This is a genomic window from Brachybacterium sp. 107 (genome assembly GCF_052379725.1).
In the GTDB taxonomy this organism is placed as follows: Bacteria; Actinomycetota; Actinomycetes; order Actinomycetales; family Dermabacteraceae; genus Brachybacterium.
In genome coordinates, this window is sequence record NZ_JBQSYW010000001.1 from 551,872 (window position 1) to 570,655 (window position 18,784).

16 protein-coding genes are annotated in these 18,784 nt (G+C 71.2%); 4 read left to right on the plus strand and 12 right to left on the minus strand.

All coding sequences use genetic code 11. From position 1 onward, the window contains the following. Nucleotides 1-44: 44 nt before the first annotated feature. Nucleotides 45-1,049, minus strand: coding sequence for an ABC transporter ATP-binding protein (locus ACT3UL_RS02430; RefSeq protein WP_444576528.1), 1,005 nt, complete (start codon nucleotides 1,047-1,049; stop codon nucleotides 45-47). Between the two features lie 113 nt (nucleotides 1,050-1,162). Between ACT3UL_RS02430 and ACT3UL_RS02435 the strand changes: the two genes are divergently transcribed. After that, a complete protein-coding gene (locus ACT3UL_RS02435; protein WP_444576529.1) occupies nucleotides 1,163-2,677 on the plus strand; it encodes an amidohydrolase in 1,515 nt (504 codons plus the stop codon). A 54-nt stretch (nucleotides 2,678-2,731) separates the two neighbouring features. Here ACT3UL_RS02435 and ACT3UL_RS02440 read toward each other — a convergent pair whose 3' ends face one another. The 5 genes from ACT3UL_RS02440 to ACT3UL_RS02460 all read right to left on the minus strand — a co-directional run bounded on the left by ACT3UL_RS02440 (nucleotide 2,732) and on the right by ACT3UL_RS02460 (nucleotide 9,111). Continuing rightward, complete coding sequence (locus tag ACT3UL_RS02440) at nucleotides 2,732-4,996, minus strand: heavy metal translocating P-type ATPase (RefSeq protein ID WP_444576530.1); 2,265 nt, start codon at nucleotides 4,994-4,996, stop codon at nucleotides 2,732-2,734. Nucleotides 4,997-5,120: 124 nt separating this feature from the next. Then, nucleotides 5,121-5,498 carry a DoxX family protein gene (locus tag ACT3UL_RS02445; RefSeq protein WP_444576531.1) on the minus strand — a complete coding sequence of 126 codons (378 nt, stop codon included), beginning with the start codon at nucleotides 5,496-5,498 and terminating at the stop codon, nucleotides 5,121-5,123. Next, nucleotides 5,495-6,226, minus strand: a complete 732-nt coding sequence (locus tag ACT3UL_RS02450) for a VOC family protein (protein ID WP_444576532.1) — start codon at nucleotides 6,224-6,226, stop codon at nucleotides 5,495-5,497. Before ACT3UL_RS02450 ends, ACT3UL_RS02445 begins: the two co-directional genes overlap by 4 nt. A 39-nt stretch (nucleotides 6,227-6,265) precedes the next feature. Next, nucleotides 6,266-7,078, minus strand: coding sequence for a GNAT family N-acetyltransferase (locus tag ACT3UL_RS02455; RefSeq protein ID WP_444576533.1), 813 nt, complete (start codon nucleotides 7,076-7,078; stop codon nucleotides 6,266-6,268). Then, nucleotides 7,075-9,111, minus strand: coding sequence for a GxGYxYP domain-containing protein (locus ACT3UL_RS02460; RefSeq protein ID WP_444576534.1), 2,037 nt, complete (start codon nucleotides 9,109-9,111; stop codon nucleotides 7,075-7,077). Before ACT3UL_RS02460 ends, ACT3UL_RS02455 begins: the two co-directional genes overlap by 4 nt. 289 nt (nucleotides 9,112-9,400) lie before the next feature. On the opposite strand from ACT3UL_RS02460, the gene ACT3UL_RS02465 reads away from it, so the two are divergent. Beyond that, a complete protein-coding gene (locus tag ACT3UL_RS02465; protein WP_444576535.1) occupies nucleotides 9,401-10,294 on the plus strand; it encodes a serine protein kinase RIO in 894 nt (297 codons plus the stop codon). Nucleotides 10,295-10,312: 18 nt separating this feature from the next. Here the strand turns inward: ACT3UL_RS02465 and ACT3UL_RS02470 are convergent, their stop codons facing one another. The 4 genes from ACT3UL_RS02470 to ACT3UL_RS02485 form a co-directional block, all read right to left on the minus strand. Next, complete coding sequence (locus tag ACT3UL_RS02470; RefSeq protein ID WP_444576536.1) at nucleotides 10,313-10,786, minus strand: J-domain-containing protein; 474 nt, start codon at nucleotides 10,784-10,786, stop codon at nucleotides 10,313-10,315. Continuing rightward, complete coding sequence (locus ACT3UL_RS02475) at nucleotides 10,783-11,250, minus strand: SRPBCC family protein (protein WP_444576555.1); 468 nt, start codon at nucleotides 11,248-11,250, stop codon at nucleotides 10,783-10,785. The genes ACT3UL_RS02470 and ACT3UL_RS02475 overlap by 4 nt, the downstream gene beginning before the upstream one ends. Before the next feature lie 2 nt (nucleotides 11,251-11,252). Then, nucleotides 11,253-12,383 carry a beta-propeller fold lactonase family protein gene (locus ACT3UL_RS02480; RefSeq protein ID WP_444576537.1) on the minus strand — a complete coding sequence of 377 codons (1,131 nt, stop codon included), beginning with the start codon at nucleotides 12,381-12,383 and terminating at the stop codon, nucleotides 11,253-11,255. A 169-nt stretch (nucleotides 12,384-12,552) separates the two neighbouring features. Next, complete coding sequence (locus tag ACT3UL_RS02485) at nucleotides 12,553-13,593, minus strand: GNAT family N-acetyltransferase (RefSeq protein ID WP_444576538.1); 1,041 nt, start codon at nucleotides 13,591-13,593, stop codon at nucleotides 12,553-12,555. Nucleotides 13,594-13,753: 160 nt separating this feature from the next. Here ACT3UL_RS02485 and ACT3UL_RS02490 point away from each other — a divergent pair, with 160 nt between their 5' ends. Further along, nucleotides 13,754-14,848 carry a MerR family transcriptional regulator gene (locus tag ACT3UL_RS02490; protein WP_444576539.1) on the plus strand — a complete coding sequence of 365 codons (1,095 nt, stop codon included), beginning with the start codon at nucleotides 13,754-13,756 and terminating at the stop codon, nucleotides 14,846-14,848. Between the two features lie 68 nt (nucleotides 14,849-14,916). Here ACT3UL_RS02490 and ACT3UL_RS02495 read toward each other — a convergent pair whose 3' ends face one another. Both ACT3UL_RS02495 and ACT3UL_RS02500 read right to left on the minus strand, forming a co-directional pair. Next, complete coding sequence (locus tag ACT3UL_RS02495) at nucleotides 14,917-16,101, minus strand: AAA family ATPase (protein ID WP_444576540.1); 1,185 nt, start codon at nucleotides 16,099-16,101, stop codon at nucleotides 14,917-14,919. A gap of 552 nt (nucleotides 16,102-16,653) precedes the next feature. After that, the gene (locus ACT3UL_RS02500) at nucleotides 16,654-17,964 is read right to left on the minus strand and encodes an ISL3 family transposase (RefSeq protein ID WP_444576541.1); all 1,311 of its coding nucleotides are present in this window, start codon (nucleotides 17,962-17,964) and stop codon (nucleotides 16,654-16,656) included. Between the two features lie 369 nt (nucleotides 17,965-18,333). Between ACT3UL_RS02500 and ACT3UL_RS02505 the strand changes: the two genes are divergently transcribed. Next, entirely contained in the window at nucleotides 18,334-18,777 is a 444-nt protein-coding gene (locus ACT3UL_RS02505; protein ID WP_444576542.1) for an NlpC/P60 family protein, read from the plus strand. Nucleotides 18,778-18,784: the final 7 nt, after the last annotated feature.

The following is an 18,784-nucleotide window of genomic DNA, read 5'->3' on the forward strand; positions in this document are numbered from 1 at the left end:
GAGCGAGGTGGTGGGTACGGGAGTAGCGGGATCTGCGGCGTGGCTCATCGGTCTGCTCCGTCCGGGACGGTGGTGTCTGTCTGATCGGAGTGGTCGGTGATGCGCAGGAAGGCCTCCTCGAGTCCGGGCGCGGAGACCAGCACCTCGTGGACCTCGCCCGCGAGGCCCCCGGTGAACAGGGCGGCGAGCGCGGCATCGGAATCCGAGCAGAGGGCGCGCACGCGCTCGGGGTCGGTCTCGTCGGCCCCGGCGCTCTCCACCCCGGGCAGCGCCGCGACAGCGGCGGCGTCGGCCCCGCGCAGGGTGATGACGCGCCCGCCCACGACGGCGCTGATCTCGGGCCCGGTGCCGTCGGCGACCACGCGCCCTCGGTCCATGACGATCACGCGACGCGCTTCGCGCTCGGCCTCGTCGAGGTGGTGGGTGGCGAAGACGATGGTGCGGCCGGTGGCGGCGACCTCGCGCATCTGGTCCCAGAAGGCGCGGCGGGCGCCGATGTCCATGCCCACCGTCGGCTCGTCCAGCAGCAGCACCTGCGGGTCGCCGAGCAGGGCGATCGCGAAGCGCACCCGCTGGGCCTGCCCCCCGGAGAGGGCGCCGATGCGCCGGGTGAGCAGATCGGTGATGTCGGCCTGCTCCGCGACCGTCTCGAGCGGCATGGGGTGGGCCTGGAGGGAGTGCAGCATGCGCAGCATCGAGCGCACGCTCTGGTCCGGGAGCAGCGCCCCGCTCTGGAGCATGGTGCCGATCAGCCCGGTGCGGGTGGCGGTGACGGGGTCGGTGCCGAGGATGCGCACCTGTCCGGCATCCGCGGTGGCCAGGCCCACCATCATCTCCATGGCGGTGGATTTGCCGGCGCCGTTGGGGCCCAGCAGGGCCACGATCTCGCCGGCGCCGATCTCGAGGTCGAGACCGTCCAGGGCGCAGATCCGCCCATAGGTCTTCCTCACCCCGCGCAGGCTGATCGCCGCGTGCGAGGCGGAGGTCGGGGTGTCGGGTGCGGAGACGTCGGTGGTGCCGGCGGTGCCGGCCGCGGTCGTGGTGTTCATGGCCATCAGCCTTCCGCGCCGCGGGCCCGCTTCCCATCCCCTGCGGTCACCCTGGACCCATGACAGCCGTCATGGGACGGCGAGGCGGCGCACGTCCGGGATACGCTGGATCGGTGCTGATCAGACAGGTGCGGCCCCTCGATGCCGCAAGCGGCGGGACCTCTCCCCACCCGGTGGACCTGCGGGTCCACGACGGAGTGATCACCGAGATCGCCCCGCGCCTCTCCCCCGCCGCCGGCGAGGAGTCCCTCGAGGGCGGCGGCGCGATCGCGATCCCCGGGCTCTGGGATCAGCACGTGCACACCGGACAGCTCGCCCAGGCCCATGCCCGCCTCGACACCGGCGGCGCGGGCAGCGTGGGCGTGATCCTCGAGCTGGTGCGCGCCGAGCTCGCCCACCGTCGCGAGGGGCGCACCGATCCGCGCCAGGCGCTGATCGGCTTCGGGCATCGTCTGGTGGATTTCGCGGTGCAGCCCACGGTTCCCGCCCTCGATGAGGCGACCGGCACGGTGCCGACCGTGCTGATCGGCGGCGACGCCCATCACGCCTGGCTGAACTCTGCCGCCCTGGCGCTGCTGGGCCTGCCCCCGCGCGACGGGATCCTCGCCGAGGAGGACTGGTTCGCGATCGCGCCGCGTCTGCCCGAGCTGCCCGGGGTGGCCCACTCCGTCGCGACCGGCGCGGCGATGATGCAGCGCCAGGCCCTGGAGCGCGGCGTGGTGGGCCTGGTCGACATGGAATGGGGTCGACCCTGGGAGGTCTGGCAGGAGCGTCCGGCACGGATGCGGGTGCGCACCGCCGTCTACCCCGCGGAGCTCGCGAACGCCCCGGGGCCGACGGGCACCGTGCTCGACGGGACGGGTCTGGTGACGATGGGCCCTCTGAAGGTCATCGTGGACGGCGCGCTCGGCTCCCACTCCGCCTATACCCGCGACATGTACTCCGACGGGCACGGCTATGCGGGCCGCGGCGTGCTGAGCGTGGGCCCGCAGCTGCTGCGTGACGCGCTGTCCAGGGCACGGGCCCAGGGCCTCACCGCGGCCGTCCATGCGATCGGGGACGCCGCCGCGCAGGTCGCCCTCGAGGCGATCGCCGAGGTGGGGATCGCCGCGCGCATCGAGCACGCGCAGATGCTCACGGATGACGACGTCGACGACATGGCCGCGCTCGGCGTGACCGCCTCCATGCAGCCCGCCCACCTGCTGGATGACCGGGATGCCACCGAGAGCGTGTGGCCCGGCCACGGCGCGCAGGCGTTCCGGCTGCGGGATCTGCTCACCGCCGGGGTGCCGCTCGCGCTCGGCTCCGATGCCCCCGTCGCCCCGCTGGACCCGTGGCTGGCCATGGCGGCTGCGGTGCACCGCAGCGCCGACGACCGCCCCGGCTGGCACCCCGAGCAGCAGCTCCAGCCCCGCGAGGCCCTCGCCGCCTCGACCGACGGCGTCACGTCCCTGCAGGTCGGCGGACCCGCGGACCTCGTGCTGCTCGAGGAGAGTCCCTTCGCCGACGTGCCGCTCGGGGCCGACGGCCTCATGGTCGACGCGGCCGCCCGCGAGGCCGCGCACCGTCTGCGGGAGACGGTCGTGCTCGAGACCCTCGTCGCCGGGCATCCCCCGAGCGGGCGCTGACGAGCTCGCGTCGTCAGCGGGTGCCTCCACCGTCCTGAGGGATCGTGTCGCGCCTCAGTACTTCCCGGCGACGCTCCGGAAGCTCCGCAGCCGCAGGCTGTTGCCCACGACGAACACGCTGGAGAAGGCCATCGCGGCGCCGGCGAGCATGGGGTTGAGCATGCCCAGGGCGGCGATCGGGATCGCGGCGACGTTGTAGGCGAAGGCCCAGAAGAGGTTCCCCTTGATCGTGGACAGCGTGCGGCGGGAGAGCCGGATCGCGTCGACCGCGCTGCGGAGGTCGCCGCGCACGAGCGTGATGTCCGAGGCCTCGATCGCGACGTCGGTGCCGGTGCCCATCGCGAGGCCGAGATCGGCCTGGGCGAGGGCCGGGGCGTCGTTGACGCCGTCGCCGACCATCGCGACGACGCGCCCTTCCGCCTGGAGCCGCGTGACCACGTCGACCTTCTGCGCAGGCAGCACCTCGGCGATGACCTCGTCGATGCCGACCTCTGCGGCGATCTGCTGGGCGACAGCCTCGTTGTCCCCCGTCAGGAGCACCGGATGCAGGCCCAGCTCCTTCATCTGGGCGATGGCCTGCGCACTGGTGGGCTTGACCGCGTCGGCCACGACGAGGATCCCGCGGGCCGCGCCGTCCCAGCCGACGGCCACGACGGTCCGCCCCTGCTCCTCGGCCGCGGCCTTCGCGGCGGCGATCTCCGGGGACAGCGCCATCTGCGCATCGGCCAGCAGCGCCTCCCGGCCCACGAGCACCGCACGCCCCTCGACCGTCCCTCGCACCCCCATGCCGGGAACGTTGAGGAACTCGGACGGAGCAGGAAGCTCCCCGACCTCCTGCGTGGCGCCCGTGGCGATGGCCTGCGCGATCGGGTGCTCCGAGGAGTCCTCGACCGCCCCGGCCATCCGCAGCACCTCGGCGCGGTCCGTGCCGGGATCCGCCACGACGTCCACCAGGGTCATCTTCCCGGTGGTCACGGTGCCGGTCTTGTCGAGCACGACGGTGTCGACGGTGCGCGTGGACTCCAGGACCTCGGGGCCCTTGATGAGCACGCCCATCTGCGCGCCGCGGCCGGTGCCCACGAGCAGAGCGGTCGGGGTGGCGAGCCCCAGGGCGCACGGGCACGCGATGACGAGCACGGCGACGGCGGCGGTGAATCCCGCGGTGACGGGGAAGCCCAGCAGGAGCCAGGTGGCGAGGGTGAGAACGGCGATCACCAGGACGACCGGCACGAATACTCCGGAGATCCGGTCGGCCAGGCGCTGCACCTCGGCCTTGCCGGTCTGTGCCTCCTCGACGAGCTTCGCCATCTGGGCGAGCTGGGTGTCGCCGCCGACGCGGGTCGCCCGCACCACCAGGCGACCACCCGCGTTGACGGTCGCCCCGGTGACGGCGTCACCCTCGGCGACCTCGGCCGGCACGGACTCGCCGGTGAGCATCGAGACGTCGACCGCGGAGGTCCCGGCGATGATGACGCCGTCGGTCGCGATCTTCTCGCCGGGCCGGACGATGAACTCATCGCCCACCACGAGGTCGCGGGCGGGGATCGTCCGCTCCTGACCGTCGCGGAGCACGGAGACCTCCTTGGCGCCCATCTCGAGCAGGGCACGCAGGGCGGCTCCGGCCTGCCGCTTGGACCGCTTCTCGACGTAGCGGCCGGCGAGGAGGAACATCGTGACGCCGGCTCCGACCTCGAGGTAGATGGTGGCCGCGCCGTCCGACGGGGAGATCGTCAGCTCGAAGGGGTGGGTCATGCCGGGCATCCCGGCGGTGCCGAGGAACAGGGCGTAGAGCGACCACAGGAGCGCGGCGGAGGTGCCCATCGAGATGAGCGTGTCCATCGTGGCCGCGCCCTGCTTGAGGTTCGCCCAGGCCGCCTTGTGGAACGGCCAGGCACCCCAGACGATCACCGGGGCGGCGAGCGCGAGGGAGAGCCACTGCCAGTAGGTGAACTGCAGCGCCGGGATCATCGCCATCGCGATGACGGGCACGCTCAGCACGATCGAGCCGATCAGGCGCTGGCGCAGGGCGATCAGCTCGAGATCCGGCGCCGGCTCCTCGGCGCCATCGCTCTGCGCGCCGCGGGCCGACGGGGGCGTCGGGAGCGCGGCGGTATAACCGGACTTCTCGACCTCGGCGACGAGCAGCTGCGGGTCATACCCCTCCGGGGCGGTGACCTTGGCCTTCTCGGTGGCGTAGTTGACGCTCGCCGAGACGCCGTCGAGCTTGTTGAGCTTGCGCTCGATCCGGTTCGCGCAGGAAGCGCAGGTCATCCCGCCGATCTCCAGCTCGATACCCGACTCCGCGACGTGCATGCTCATCGCCACCCCCATTATTCGATACCCCCTAGGGGTATGTAACTGTTGCTCGGAGCATACCCCCTCCCCGTATGAATCGCCACCCCGACGGCGCGAGAACGAGAGCAGGTACGCCATACAGCCCCGGTCAGCCCCGATCCACCGCCGTCACCACGTGCCTGGCCTGGGCGATGAGCACGCCCTGCAGCGGCAGGCGCCCCAGGGCGATGGCCCGCTTCCGCGGCCGGGCCCCGCGCCAGTCGTACGCCATCTGGAGGTTCGCGGGGAACACCGCCACGAACAGGGCCGCTGCCGCGATCCCGCCCAGGCGACGGGTGCGCGGCACGGCGAGCAGCCCGGCCACGCCGAGCTCCGCCGCCCCGGAGGCGTAGGTGTAGGCCCGGGCCGGCCCGGGCAGCGCCCGCGGGACGATGCCGTCGAACGTCTGCGGTCGTACCAGGTGCAGCACGCCGGCCCCGCCGAGCAGCACGGCCAAGAAGCCTGCTGTCCTCCGCCCGCCGCTCATGCCGCCGCCCCGGGAACCGGCAGCACGCAGAACTCGTTGCCGGAGGGATCCTGGAACACCCGCCAGGTCAGGTCGCCCCAGTCGTGGCGGAGCTCCCACCCGCCCCGCTCGGTGATCTGCGCGGCGATCTCGTCGGCGTCGTCCCCCGGCTCGAGACGCACGTCCAGGTGGATCGGGTTCTTGGCCCCGGGCACCTTGGGCGCGGGCTCCGGATACAGCGACAGCAGCGGACCGCTCAGCGACGGGTGCCGCAGGGCCCGCGGTGCCTGGCCGTCCACATCGACCCAGCCGGTCAGCCACGCCCAGAAGTCGGCGTCCCGCTCCGGATCGGACGAGTCCAGCGGCAGGGCGGCGATCGGCCCGGTGGCGACGAACTCCTCCCGCTCCTCCATCACGCAGAACGCGCCGCCCTCGGGGTCGGCGAGCACGATCCAGGGCACGTCCCCCTGCCCGATGTCGAGGTCGCTCGCCCCGAGCTCCCGCAGACGCGCCGCAACGTCCTGCTGCTGCTCACCACCGCGCAGGTCCAGGTGCAGGCGCTGCGGCGACGTGGGCGGCTCGGGAACCCGGGCGAAGCACAGGTCGAGGTACGCGCCGCCGCCGATATCGAGCCGGGTCTCGAGGATGTCGGGCTCCGCGGTCAGCGTGGTGGTGCCCAGCGCCGCCTCCCAGAAGCGGCCGACGCGGACAGGGTCGATGGCATCGATGCCGAGGTTCTCCAGGAACATCGAGCCAGTCTCCCGGCCGACGGCACCGGGCGTCCAGCCCTATCTCCCGGGTGTCCCCGATCGCCGCACCCACGGCGTGGTCGTGGAGACGGCCACCAGTCCCGAGCGCTCGAGGATGGGGCGGGAGAACCGGGAGGAGTCGCTGTGCAGGTACCGATAGCCCGACTCGAGCGCCGCTCGGGCCCTCGCTGCGGTGAGCGCCCGGTAGATCCCGCGATGCCGGAACTCCGGCAGCGTCGCCCCGCCCCAGATCCCGACGAACTCCGTGCCCACAACGGGGATCAGACGGCCGGCGCTCACCGGCCGACCGTCGACCTCGGCGACCCACTGCTGCGCCCCGTCGTCCCGGGCGAGCAGCGCGACCAGGGCGTCGGCGCGGGATCTGTCGACCTCCTTCCCGAAGGCACGATCGGTCATCGCGCTCACGGCCCGCACGTCGGCCTCCTCCGTCGCGCGCCGCACGCGCACCCCCTCGGGCACCCGGCCGTCGCCGACGAGCCCCTCGAGGGGCCCGATCATGATCGACTCCGTCTCCTCGGCCTGGAAGCCGTGCGCGACAAGAGCCTCCTCGAGCCCCGGTGCGGCATCGTGCCCGCGGCTCTTCCACTCGATCTCCCGTACCGACCCGTCCGTGTCGAAGTGCGCCACCGCCGCCGCGACCAGCTCGCGGACCTCGCCGGCCCCCGCCGGTTCGAGGCGGCGATAGGTCACGAACCCGCGGCCGCCCGTGAGCCGGACGAGCCACAGGGGCCCGTGCCGCGTCACGTCGAGCGCTCCGTCGAAGTCCGCCTCCTCGCGCAGCTGCTCGTCGTAGGCGGCGAGCAGCTGCGTGTCCGTGGGGTCAGCGCTCATGCGGTCTGTGCGAACAGGTCGAAGAACTCATCGGCGAGGAGCACCTCGACGTCCTCGGGGAGGCCCTGCACGAGGGCGACCACATCGCTCGGCGTCCAGTTCCAGGCGTTGATGAGGCCGGCCAGGAACAGCGGGCCGTCCCCGTCGTGCTCCTGGATCCGCGCGAGCAGCTCGGAGCGGAACTCCTCGACCCCGCCGGGCGGGTAGAAGGTGCCGATCAGCGGCACTGCCGCGCCGGCGTCGGTGATCCGGCCCGATTCGTCGGTCTGGATGATGCCGCGCAGCTCGACGTCCTCGGCGTAGGACTCCAGCACCCAGTCCGGCAGGACGGGCGAGACCCCGCCGGGCACGGGCGTGGAATAGGCGTAGACGACGTCGAGCCCGGTGCGCTTCTGATACCGCCCGGAGAGCTGCGTGAACACGGCGAGCTCGTCCTCCGGCCAGGAGTCGCCGTAGGTGTAGCCGGCTCCGGAGGGCCCGCACACGAGCAGGTCGTTCTCGGTCGAGGTGACCTGGAAGTGATGGAGCAGCGCGGGGCCGATGTCCTCCAGCAGCGGGGAGACGGTCCAGTTCATCGGCACGGCGCCGCGGCCGGGGTCGTCCCACAGCTCGCGCATGTGCCGCTGGCAGTACTGGATGTTGTCACCCTCGCCGATGGTGAGGGTCAGGTAGGTGCGGTTCTCCGGGGCGGCCGTGGATCGCGCCGAGGGGGTCGCACTGACGTGCGCGCGGATCGCGGAGAGCACGCTCCCGTTCGCGTAGAAGTCCGCCGCCACGACGATCACCCCGGCCCGGCTGCACAGCTCGACGCCGGACCACTCCCCCGAGACGTCGTTGGAGAACCAGCCCGCGTACGCGGTACCGGGCTCGACCTGCTCCAGCAGGTCCTCGAACTGGCTCCCGCTGGCTCCCGAGGGCGGCAGCCAGCTGACCAGCGCTCCGGTCGCGACCGCGAAGTCCCGGAAGGAGGCGAACGGCTCGACGCGGATGGGCGCCTGGTCGGTCGCGGAGATGACGAACTGGTTCTCCACCTCGATCGCGGCGCTCACGGCCGACGTCCCCGCAGGGACCTCGACGCGGTAGATGAACGACCCGCCGCCGTCGGCGAAGCGCAGGCCCTCTTTGGTCGAGGAGCCGCTGCCGTCGAACAGGAACGAGGTCTCCTCGTCGGTGCCGGGCACGAACGACGCGATCACCGCGCCGTCCGCGGTCACCTCGACGGCGTGCACGGCGGGGCCCCAGCCGTCCTGGGGGAAGGCGTCGCTCAGGCGCAGGAAGATCGCGTCGGCCCCGAGCGAGCCCGAGAGGTCGACGGTGTACGTGTCGAGGTTCGAGGAGTCGGTGACCCGGTCCTCCTCGCGCAGCAGCTCGGTCCACGTGATCCCCTCGACGGTGACCGTGTGCGTGGGCGGCAGGCCCACCAGCACCTCGCGGGTGCACTCCGGCCAGAGGGTCGACATCGCCCAGTCGTGCACCGCGGCGGGATCGTCCTCGAAGCGGCCGGTGAGATCCTCGAGCACGCTCAGGCCGTGCGCCTGCACCTGCTCGGCGTTCGCGACGATCCCTCCGCGCAGGCCGGCGATCGTGGTGGCGAGGTTGATCGTGTGCGGGGAGTCCATGTCGTAGACGACGGCCCCGGCGACGCGGTCGCGGTAGGTCTCGAGCAGGATGAACGGGTCCTCGACCCGGGTCGCCCGCACGGGCAGGTCGGGGATCCAGGTCTCGTCGACAGGGTCGAGGATCAGGTAGATCTCGGGACGGTCGCGGTTCACGAGCCCCTGCAGGGTGATCAGCAGCAGACGGTCGAAGCCGTCGAGCTCCCGGGCGTCCGCGACCACGATCTTCCCGGTCGCACTGAACATCGGGAACACGTGCCCGCGCTTCCAGTGCACGGCTCGGGCATCCGGGGGCCCGCCGGCCAGGGCCGGAGCACCCATGCCGACGCCGAGCGCCGCGGCGCCCACGGATCCCGCGAGCACCGCGCGCCGCGAGAACGGGTGGGCGGGCTGGGCATGATGCAGGTCGGACGTCATCGTCGACTCCTGATCGGGTGAGAGGGATCTTGAGGCTAACCGTCCGAAGTGCAACGTGGGAAGAGTTTCCCTGAACCGGTTAATGACCAGCGGCGAGGAACGGTCGATCGGCACTCGGTAAATAGGTGGACCCCGGCATCGCGCCCCTCTAGGGTGGACCCATCGCCGCCCCGGACGGGCCGGCCCTGAGGGAAGGAGGACCTGATGGTTGTCACCGCGCTGACCCCTGCAGTCCTCCGTTCCACCTCGACCTGCTGAGCTTTTCGCAGGTCCTCCCTCAGGAGACCCCATGACACCGTCCTTCGATCAGGACGCCTTCTTCGCCCGTTCCCTTCTCACCGCCACCGTCGCCGAGCTCGACGACGACCAGCGCTGGTCCACCTGGCCCGAGACCGCCCGCACCATCGACCGCGGCCCGCAGCCCTTCCCCGCCTGGATCGTCCAGCAAGACGGCGCGATCGACACCGAGCTCGGCATCCTCAAGACCGGCAAGGAGGCCGACGCCTTCCTGCTCGATCGCGCCCTGCCCGAGGAGCTGCTCACCGGCTCTCCGGGTGAGGCCACCCTGATGGTCGCCAAGCGCTACCGCGCCCCGGAGCACTCCTCGTTCCACCGCTCCCACGAGTACTCCGAGGGCCGCCGCGGGAAGGACACCCGCGAAACCCGCGCCATGGCCAAGGGCACCGCCTTCGGCAAGCAGGTCGCGGCCGCCCAATGGGCCCGCACCGAGTTCGACGTGCTCAAGCGTCTGTGGGAGGCGGGCCTGCCGGTCCCCTACCCGATCCAGATCGTCGGCACCGAGGTGTGCATGGAGTTCATCGGCACCGACGACGAGCGCGGGGCGGTCGCCGCGCCGCGCCTGCAGGAGACCAGCCCCGACCTCGGCACCCTCGAGCGCTGGGCGTCGCGGCTGCGCGACGTGGTCATCGATCTCGCCGGGCTCGGGCTGGTCCACGGCGACCTCTCGCCGTACAACATCCTGATCGACTCCCGCGCGGCCGAGCCCGATCCGGTGATCATCGACGTCCCGCAGGTCATCGACCTGATCGCGAACCCGAAGGGACCGGACTTCCTGCGCCGCGACTGCCATAACGTGTGCACCTGGCTGCTCGCGAACGGGGCGCCGGCGTCGGCCGCAGATCCCGAGGAATGGTTCGCCGCGTCCATGCGCCGCTGGGAATGAGCCCTCTGCGCGCCCGGCTCAGCCGCGGCGGCCGAAGGGCCACCAGCGCCGACGGGTCCGTCGGACCTCGACCACGGTCTCGGCGCGAGCCGGTTCGCGGTCGGCCGTCGCGGCGCGCAGCTCCCGCCAGCGCTCCACGGCGTCCTCGGGATCCATCTCGGGGGCCATCATGCGGGCCAGCGGGTTCGCGCGGCGGTCCTCGTGCACCCGCTGGGTGAACTCGGCGGCGAACTCGCGAACCGCCTGCTCGCTCCGCAGCTCGACCAGGGTGTCGTCGCGCCGCTCGTACTCGCGACGCAGCAGCATCACCACAGGCAGCAGGGCGTCGCGGTCCACATCGTCCTCGGCGAGGCGCTGCCGGATCCACCAGTCCGGGTCCGGGGAAGCCGGAAGGTCCAGCGGCTTGCCGGCGCCGGGCGGGTCATCGAAGTCGCCGCGGGCGATGGCCTGCTCGAGCTCGCTCTGGACCCGGGCGTCGTCCCGCGAGCTCATGGCCCGTCCGCGCCCTCGGCGAGACGGGCGAGCCGGTCGATCGAGGCGCGCAGGTTCTCGGCGGTGTATCCGGCGGCCTTGGCCAGTCGCTTCTCGTCGGTCAGCCGTGACCAGTCATAGGTGTGGGTGACGAGGGTGCGCCGGGAGTCGAGCTCCTCGAGCTCCCAGCCCCACCGGTGCCCGGGCGTCTCCTCGCCCTGCGGGGCCGGCATCCAGGCGATCTCACGTCCCTCGATGAAGGCGACGACATGGTTCTCGCGCACGCCCCCGTTGCGGTTGGTCATGACGAACACATCCCCCACCGCCATCACCCGCTGACCGGGGGCGGCCTCGGCGAGATTGTCGTTCCCGTCCCAGCGCGGCTGCTCCGCCGGATCGGCGATCAGGGCGAAGATCGCTCCGGCCGGGGCCGCGATCTCCCGGGATGCGCTGATCACGCGGCTGCTCGGGTCATCCTGAACCATGCTCACATCATCTCCTCGGCGCGGGTGGTGTCGTCGAAGACGTCGATCGACCCCGCATAGTTGGCGACCCAGATGCGTCGCTGGGTCGGCTCGTAGGTGACACCGATCGGGTTCTGCCCGACCTCCACCGTCTGGATCTCCTCCAGGGTCTCCGTGTCGAACTTGGAGACCGTGTTGGCGTAGTAGTTCACCACGTACAGCGCGAGACCGTCGGGCGAGATCGCCATCGAGCGCGGCTCGCGGCCGGTCTCCGCCTCCCGCAGCACCTCGCCGGTCGCCGGATCCAGCTCCAGCAGCCGGTCGGAGCCGGACTCGGTGAGGTACATGCGGCTCGCATCCGGCGAGAGGACCAGGTGGCGGGGCTTGCGGCCGGTCTCCAGCACCAGCTCGCTCTCCCCGGTCACCAGGTCGACCCGGTACAGCTCGTCGGCGTACATCGCGGTCACATAGGCGGTGCGGTTGTCCGGCAGCACCACACTGCCGCGCGGGGCGGAGTCCACGGGGATCTGGCGGGTCTCGACGCCCTCGGCCAGGTCCACGACGGAGACGCTCGAGTCGCACCAGTTCGAAACCAGGGCGAGGCTGCCGTCGGGCGAGAGGGAGATGAACTTCGGGACCCTCCCGACCTCGATGACCTGGTCCCACCGGCCGCTCGCGAGATTCAGTCGGTACACGGCGGACTTCCCGATCGCGTCGCCGTTCGCGCAGTCGTCGGTCGCCTTCGCTCCTGCGCCGGGGCCCTGGAGCCGGTACTGGGAGACGTACGCATAGGCGCCGTCGGGCGAGAAGACGGCCTCCACCGGAGCGCCCTGTGTGACGCCGGCGCGGTCCTCGATCCCGAAGTCGGACAGGTCCACCTCGTCGGAGACGGTCGCGGTCAGCTCGAGGGTCTCCGCGTCATACAGCGTCGAGCTGTGGCTGTACATCATGTTGTTCGCGATGACGGTGCCGCCCGGACCGGCGACCACGGACTTCGGCGTGATGTCCCCGGTGATCCGCGTGCGGTGGTCCATCCGGGTGGAGTTGGAGGGGTCCCCCGGCGGCAGCACAGCCTGCGGAGCCCTCTCCTGGGCGGGCGCGGACGCGTCGGTGAGCAGGCCCGTGAGCATCCCGCCGGACATGATGACGGCCATGATCGCGATCATCAGGGTGAACTGCTCGTGCGGCCGCCCGGGCCGCAATGATCTCCTGAGATGCCGTGCCTGCACGCTGATCCCCCTCGGCCGGTGGTCACGAACCTAGGCCGAGCGGTGCCCGTCGGCGGGGAGCCGAGGAGCGCCGGGCGTGTCGCGGGATCCCGCCTCAGAGCTGCGGGCGGCCCTGCAGCGCGAGCTCGCGATACGCGATCCGGTACCCGAGCGCCTCGTTGATCGCGATCATCCACGGGTTCACGTGCGAGTTCCAGGTGGCGATCGAGCGCACCTGCGGCGCCTGCTCCGTGAGCAGCCGATGCGTGGCGACCTTCAGCCCGAGACCCAGCCGGTGTCCCCGATGATCGGGCATCACCAGCGTGTTCTCCTGCCAGGCTATCGTCGTCCCCTCCTCCTGCTGGAGGTGCACCTCGCAGTTGCCCACGAAGCAGCCGTCGGGCGCGACGGCGACGGCGACGATCGCGCGCGTGCCGGCGTCCTGGAGCCTCTGCATCACCAGGCGGATCCGCTCGGGCGTGTACTCGGTCGCCTCGTGCTCGACCTCCTCGTCGGGCTCATCCAGCTCGAGCTGGCGCAGGAGCACTCCGTAGGCCTCCAGATGCTCCTCGGGGATCTCGCCGTCCCACAGCTCGATGCGGTAGTCGCCGATCTTCTCGTCGACCTGGGCCTGCAGCTGATCCAGCAGCGAGTCCTCGAGCGGGAGCGGCAGGATGCGGCACACCGCGAGGTTCTTGCGGGAGATGCCCAGTCGCGCGGCGAGACGGTTCGTCGGCGCCGACGGGTCATCGGGGTCGCCGTCGGCCGGGATCGCGCCGTAGCACTCCACCAGGGAGCGCCCGGACTCCCGGATCGCCGGGATCAGCGCCTCCTCCACGAGGGCGGTGGCGATTCCGTGACCGCGGTAGGCCGGATGCACCGAGGCCCCCACCGAGATGGTGTCGAGGTTGTCCTGCTGCGGGAGGTGCACCGAGGCGATCCCGGCGAGGACCTCCCCGCCCTCCACCGGCTCGGCGACCGCCACCCAGCGCTGGGTGCTGGAGTAGGGGGTGTCGGTGAGCAGCACCCGTCGCTGGGCGAGCGTGAACACCTCGCTGCCCCCGTGCGCCGCCTCGTCCAGCGCGACGTCGAGGGCGCCGTACTGGGTGAGCTCGAGATCGGACGTGGGGTCCAGAGGACGGATCGAGAAGTGCATGTTCGCAGTGCATCACAGAGAATCACCGGAGGTCGACAGAATATTCGGAGGCTCCGGGCCGGGCCCGCTTGACTCTGCCCCGGGGACAGTCCGGAGCGTGGTCCGTGCCGGGAACGCCCCGGTGCCCGAGGACCTCGGGCGAGGCACGACGGAGGAACGCATGGCGCAGGGAGATCCGGAGGCAGCGCTGCTGAGCATCGGCGAGCTGGCCACGGCCAGCGGGCTCAGCCCGAAGGCGCTGCGGATGTACGCCGAGTCGGGACTGCTCCCGCCGCGACGCATCGATCCCTTCACCGGCTACCGCTCCTACGGCGCCGACCAGGTGGGGCGGGCGCAGCTGATCGCGTCCCTGCGGGGACTCGGGATGGGGCTCGCCCGCATCCAGGTGCTCTGCGACCTCGAGGCGGCCGCCGCCGTCACCGAACTGCGCTCCTGGTGGCGGCAGGAGGAGGCCGACGCCTTCTCCCGCGGCGCCGCCGTCCGTGCTCTCGCCCATGACCTCGGGCAACGTCCCCAGGAGGACAGGACCATGACCGCATCCACCACGAACCACCCCACCGCGCCCCTGCAGGTCGCCACCGCCGCCGAGCGCGGTCCCGTGCGCACCGCCCAGCAGGACGCCGTGGCCACCCGCGAGCTCCCCGGCGGCGCCATGCTGCTCGCCCTGGCCGACGGCTTCGGCGCCGACGACGACCTCGCCGCACGGATCCTCTCTGCGTTTGTCGGGGCTGTCGGGCAGGACCCGTCGGCCGATCCGCTCGCCGAGCTGGAAGCCGCCTGGTCCGCCGCCGAGGCGCTGGTCCCGGCCGACGGACCCGACGGCGCCACCCTGACGGCGGCGCTCATCCATGCCGGCCGCCTGCATGTCGCGCATATCGGCGACACGCGCGTGACGCTCGTGCGCGGCACCCGGATCGAGGCGGTCACCCAGGACCACACCCGCCTGCGCTCCCTCGTCGCAGCCGGCCGCATCGTCCCGGAGGAGGTCGCCGCGCATCCGGATCGTGCCGTGCTCAACCGCGCGCTGGCCGCCGACGCCCCGACCGCCCCGGACCTGCTGATCCGTCAGCTCGAACCGGGCGACCTCGTGCTGCTCTCCTCGGACGGGCTGCACGCGGTGGTCGAGCCGTCGGCCCTCGCCGATGCGCTCACCGCGCCGGCCGCCGACGTCGACCAGCTGGCCGACGACCTGGTCGCCCTGGCCCTCGAGGCCGGCGGGCCGGACAACGTCGCGGTCGCCCTCGCCCGGATCTGACGGCGGGTCTGGCAGGACGGGCGGGGCGCGCGGGGCGGGCAGGACAGGGCCTCGTGGCCCTCAGCTGATCACTTCCCTGCCCGTCCGCGCCGCGCGCGATGGGAGCGCGTCAGGCCCTTCCCGGGCTCCGTCGCCGCCCCCTCCGCCTGCTCATGGAGCAGCGCCGCCCCGAGATAGGGCAGGGCGAACTCCACGAGGCCGCGTCCGGCGGGGCGGATCAGCTCGTCGTCGATCAGCCGCTCCCGGTACGTGGACTGGTTGCGCGGGTCCACGCCCATGCGCTCGGCGATGTCCCCGACCCTCGAGGGCCCGTCGTCCGCGAGCATCGCGTGGAGGTACTCGCGCTTGCGGGCGCTGAGGCCGCGCAGGGCCGGGCCGTGCACGTTCTTGATCATCGCCGCGACCACGCCGTCGCGCCCGCCGCGCACATCCTCGATCTCGATCGTGTCAGCGTCACCGCTGTTCTGCCAGGCCTTCGAGCCGATGAGCTGGATCAGGTACGGGTAGCCCTGCGAGATCTCCCCGGCGAGCACCGCCGCCTCGGGCGTGATGGTCTTCGCGGTGTCGGCGATGGTCATCCGGATCGCCTCGGCCGCAGTGCCCACGTCGACGCTGCCCACCTCGATGCGGTGCGCGCGGCGCAGGAAGGTGGTGCGCTCGTGGTCGAGCAGGGCGTCGACCCCGGGCCGCACCCCGGCGGCGAGGAACGCGACGGCGTGCCCGGACCCGATGAGGTCCTGCACGTGCTGGGTGATCGCATGCAGCTGGTCGCGATCCACGGACTGCAGCTCGTCGAGGGTGACGAGGAGACCGCCGCCGTCCTCGTCGGTGAGCGCCGCGAGCCGGTCGAGCACCGTGGTGAGCGGTTCCCCCTCCCCCTCGTAGCGCTGCTGGATCTCCCGGGAGGCGCCGGCTCCCGAGATCCGCGCGGAGGTGAGCCGCGAGGTCTCCGCCTCGGGGTCCAGCTCGCGCAGGCGGGCGATCGCCGTGCCCCGCAGCTCGTCCACCAGGGAGCTCGAGGAGGTGTGCACGCGCAGGTCGGTCCATCCCGCGTCGAGCGCGAGCTCCTTGAACTCGGTCAGCAGCACCGTCTTCCCGGAACCGCGCGCGCCGGAGATGAGGATCGCCCGCGCCTCGGGGACGTTGCCGGCCAGGGCCGCCGTGAAGTCCTCGATGGCTTCGGCGCGGCCCGCGAGGATGAACGGAGTGAGGCCGAATCCGGGGGTGAAGGGATTGCCGGTCCTGCGATCCATGGGGGTCCTGTCTGGAGTGAGGTGTCGGGTCGTGCTGTCTGGCAGCGGCGTCGGGCAGCGGCGTGGAGCAGTGCCATGCCACGACGACTCTCTCGTGTGGGTGACTGTATGTAAAGGGGCCGACGGTCCACCAGGACGGCCCGACGGATCCAGCCGACGGGGCCCGGGCCGTCGACCGCCGTCACGACTCTGTCGGACCGAGGTTCAGCACCCCAGGTGGACTGTCAAGAATGCAGTCCGTACACCACGCGCCGTGTCATCTCCATACGCACTTCCGAGCATTCACGTCCCATTCTTTCCTCCACAGTGACAGGTTATCCACAACACGCTGGTCGCATCGTTCGTCCACTGAACCTACTCCCCACTCACCTCCCCGCAGAGTTCTCGCGGACCAACTCGACAGCGCCAGCTCGAAAACCTTGACAACCCCCATGTGACGCTGCGTGAACTGCATCGATGTGCACAACGCTGACCACGTGACCAGCTCGACGACGGCCGCGCAGGCAGCCCTCCCCCATGGCACCACTCTCACCGAACGCCACCTTTCCTGGCTCATCGCATTTGAGGGTGTAGCTGGGGTCTGAAGCCTCCGAACTCGAGGAGGCTGCGGGCGATGTAGTTGGTGAGGTTCCGGAAGCCGAGTGCCGAGCCGCGGAGGTGTTCGAGGCGGCCGTTGATGGCTTCTTTCGGTCCATTACTGGTGCCGGGCCGGTCGAAGAACGCAAAGATGTCTTCCGTGCGCTTGGTCAGTGTCCGGCCGAGCTTGCCCAGCTCGACGAGGTTGCCCGGGACCTTCGTGCCGAGGGCAGCGATGACCTTCTCCATCATCGTTCTGGCTCTGGTCCGGTCAGGCTCTCGATAGGCAGCGATCATGGCCTGGTAGATCTCCCCGGTCGCCTCGACCGCAGCGTGCGGGTGGTGGGCGAACAGGGCGCTGAGGCGTTCGCATTGCCGCTCGGTCAACAGCTTGGTCCCGGTGTGGAGGGTGCGGCGGGTCCTGTAGAGAGGGTCGTCCTTCCGGCCTCGGCGCTTGTGGAGCTTCTGCTGGATCCGGCGCCGGCAGTCATCCAGAGCGTCCCCGGCGAGGCGGACGACGTGGAAGAGATCCATCACCGCGACCGCGCCGGGCAGGACCTCGCTGGCTGCGGTCTTGAACCCCGTGAACCCATCCATCGCAACGACCTCGATACGGTCCTTCCACGCCTCAGGGCGGGCCTCCAGCCAGGCCTTGAAAGCCGCCTTGGAACGACCCTCGACCATGTCCAGCAGCCTCGCTGGCCCGGTCTTGTCCATGATGGGAGTGAGGTCGATGATCACGGTGACGTATTTGTCGCCGCGGCGGGTGTGGCGCCAGACGTGCTCATCGACGCCGATCACGCGAACGCCGTCGAAGCAGGCCAGATCATCGATCAGCAGTCGTTTCCCCTCGGCCAGGACGACGTCGTTGGCGGTGCGCCAGGACACTCCCAGCCCCGCGGCAACCCGCGCGATCGAAAGGTGATCGATGACCAGAGCTTCCAGCGCCCATCGAATCCCGCCGCGGGAGAGCTTCGCCCGCTCAGCCGCTGCAGCGGTGGTGTCTTCGCGCCAGTGGGTTCCGCAGTGATCGCACCGGTAAAGGCGGATCCGCACCAGTAACGTCGTGTGACGGTGACCGAACAGCTCATGCGCCAGAGACCGCGAGATGGAGCCCTGAGAGGTCCAGCGTCCCCCACAGTCACGGCACCACGGATCCTCCTCAGCGACCCGGCATTCCAGCACCGCCCGCGCGACCGTGAGTCTTTGGCCGACCACGACCAGACCTAGCTCCTCGAGGCGGGCGAAGGTCGTCAGGTCGGGGTCGTCAAAGGTAGCGTCGGGCATGCCGAGGTCTTCCTGATGGCGAGCGTGAGAACTTCCATCATCGGGAGACCTCGACGTCTATCCCGGCACAGACGCGCCCACCCCACGCCCCGCAGCTACCCCCTCAACTGGGAAGAGCCCGAAAAGTTCTTCCTTGGTCACGACATCACCTACGCCGGCCCGGGCTCTGCTGACCCAGAGGGTTACCGCCTCCCTGGACTTGTCGACGTCTTCGGATGGGACCGCATGGCCGCAGGGAATCCCCCAAGAGGTACAGGGCAGTAACTTCCCTGACGAATACGCCGACCACCAGAGTGACGCCGAACGCATCATCGCCGCACTAATCGGCGTCGACGTCGTTGGCGCGCACACCAGCAGCGCCGCTGACACGTGCTCATCGACCACCGTGGCCAACGGCGACGTGGAAGCCGTCATTGGGCGCGGCAAGAGCATCATCGGCACTGCCTAGGACTTCGGCGGCGGTGGCAGCATGGATGGCCCCGGTCCCGGCGGCATCGACTGCTCCGCCTTCGTCGCCTACTGCTGGGCGCCGCCGGCTATCGCGACCTTCCCCGATCCACGCGGGATCAATACGACTTCCCCGCCGCCTACCCCGTCACTGTCGAAGACGTGCAGACCGGCGACCTCATCTACGAAGCCTGGGGACGTGCCGGCGGCGTAGGAAGCTCCACTGGTATTAGCCACGTGACCATGCACATCGGCAACGATCAGGTGATCGAAGCAGCCCGATCCGCCATGGAAGTCCGCATCTTCCCCACCCGCTTCCACGACCCCGCCTTCGTCGGCATCCGCCGCATCCCCGCCGGGGACTGACTAAACT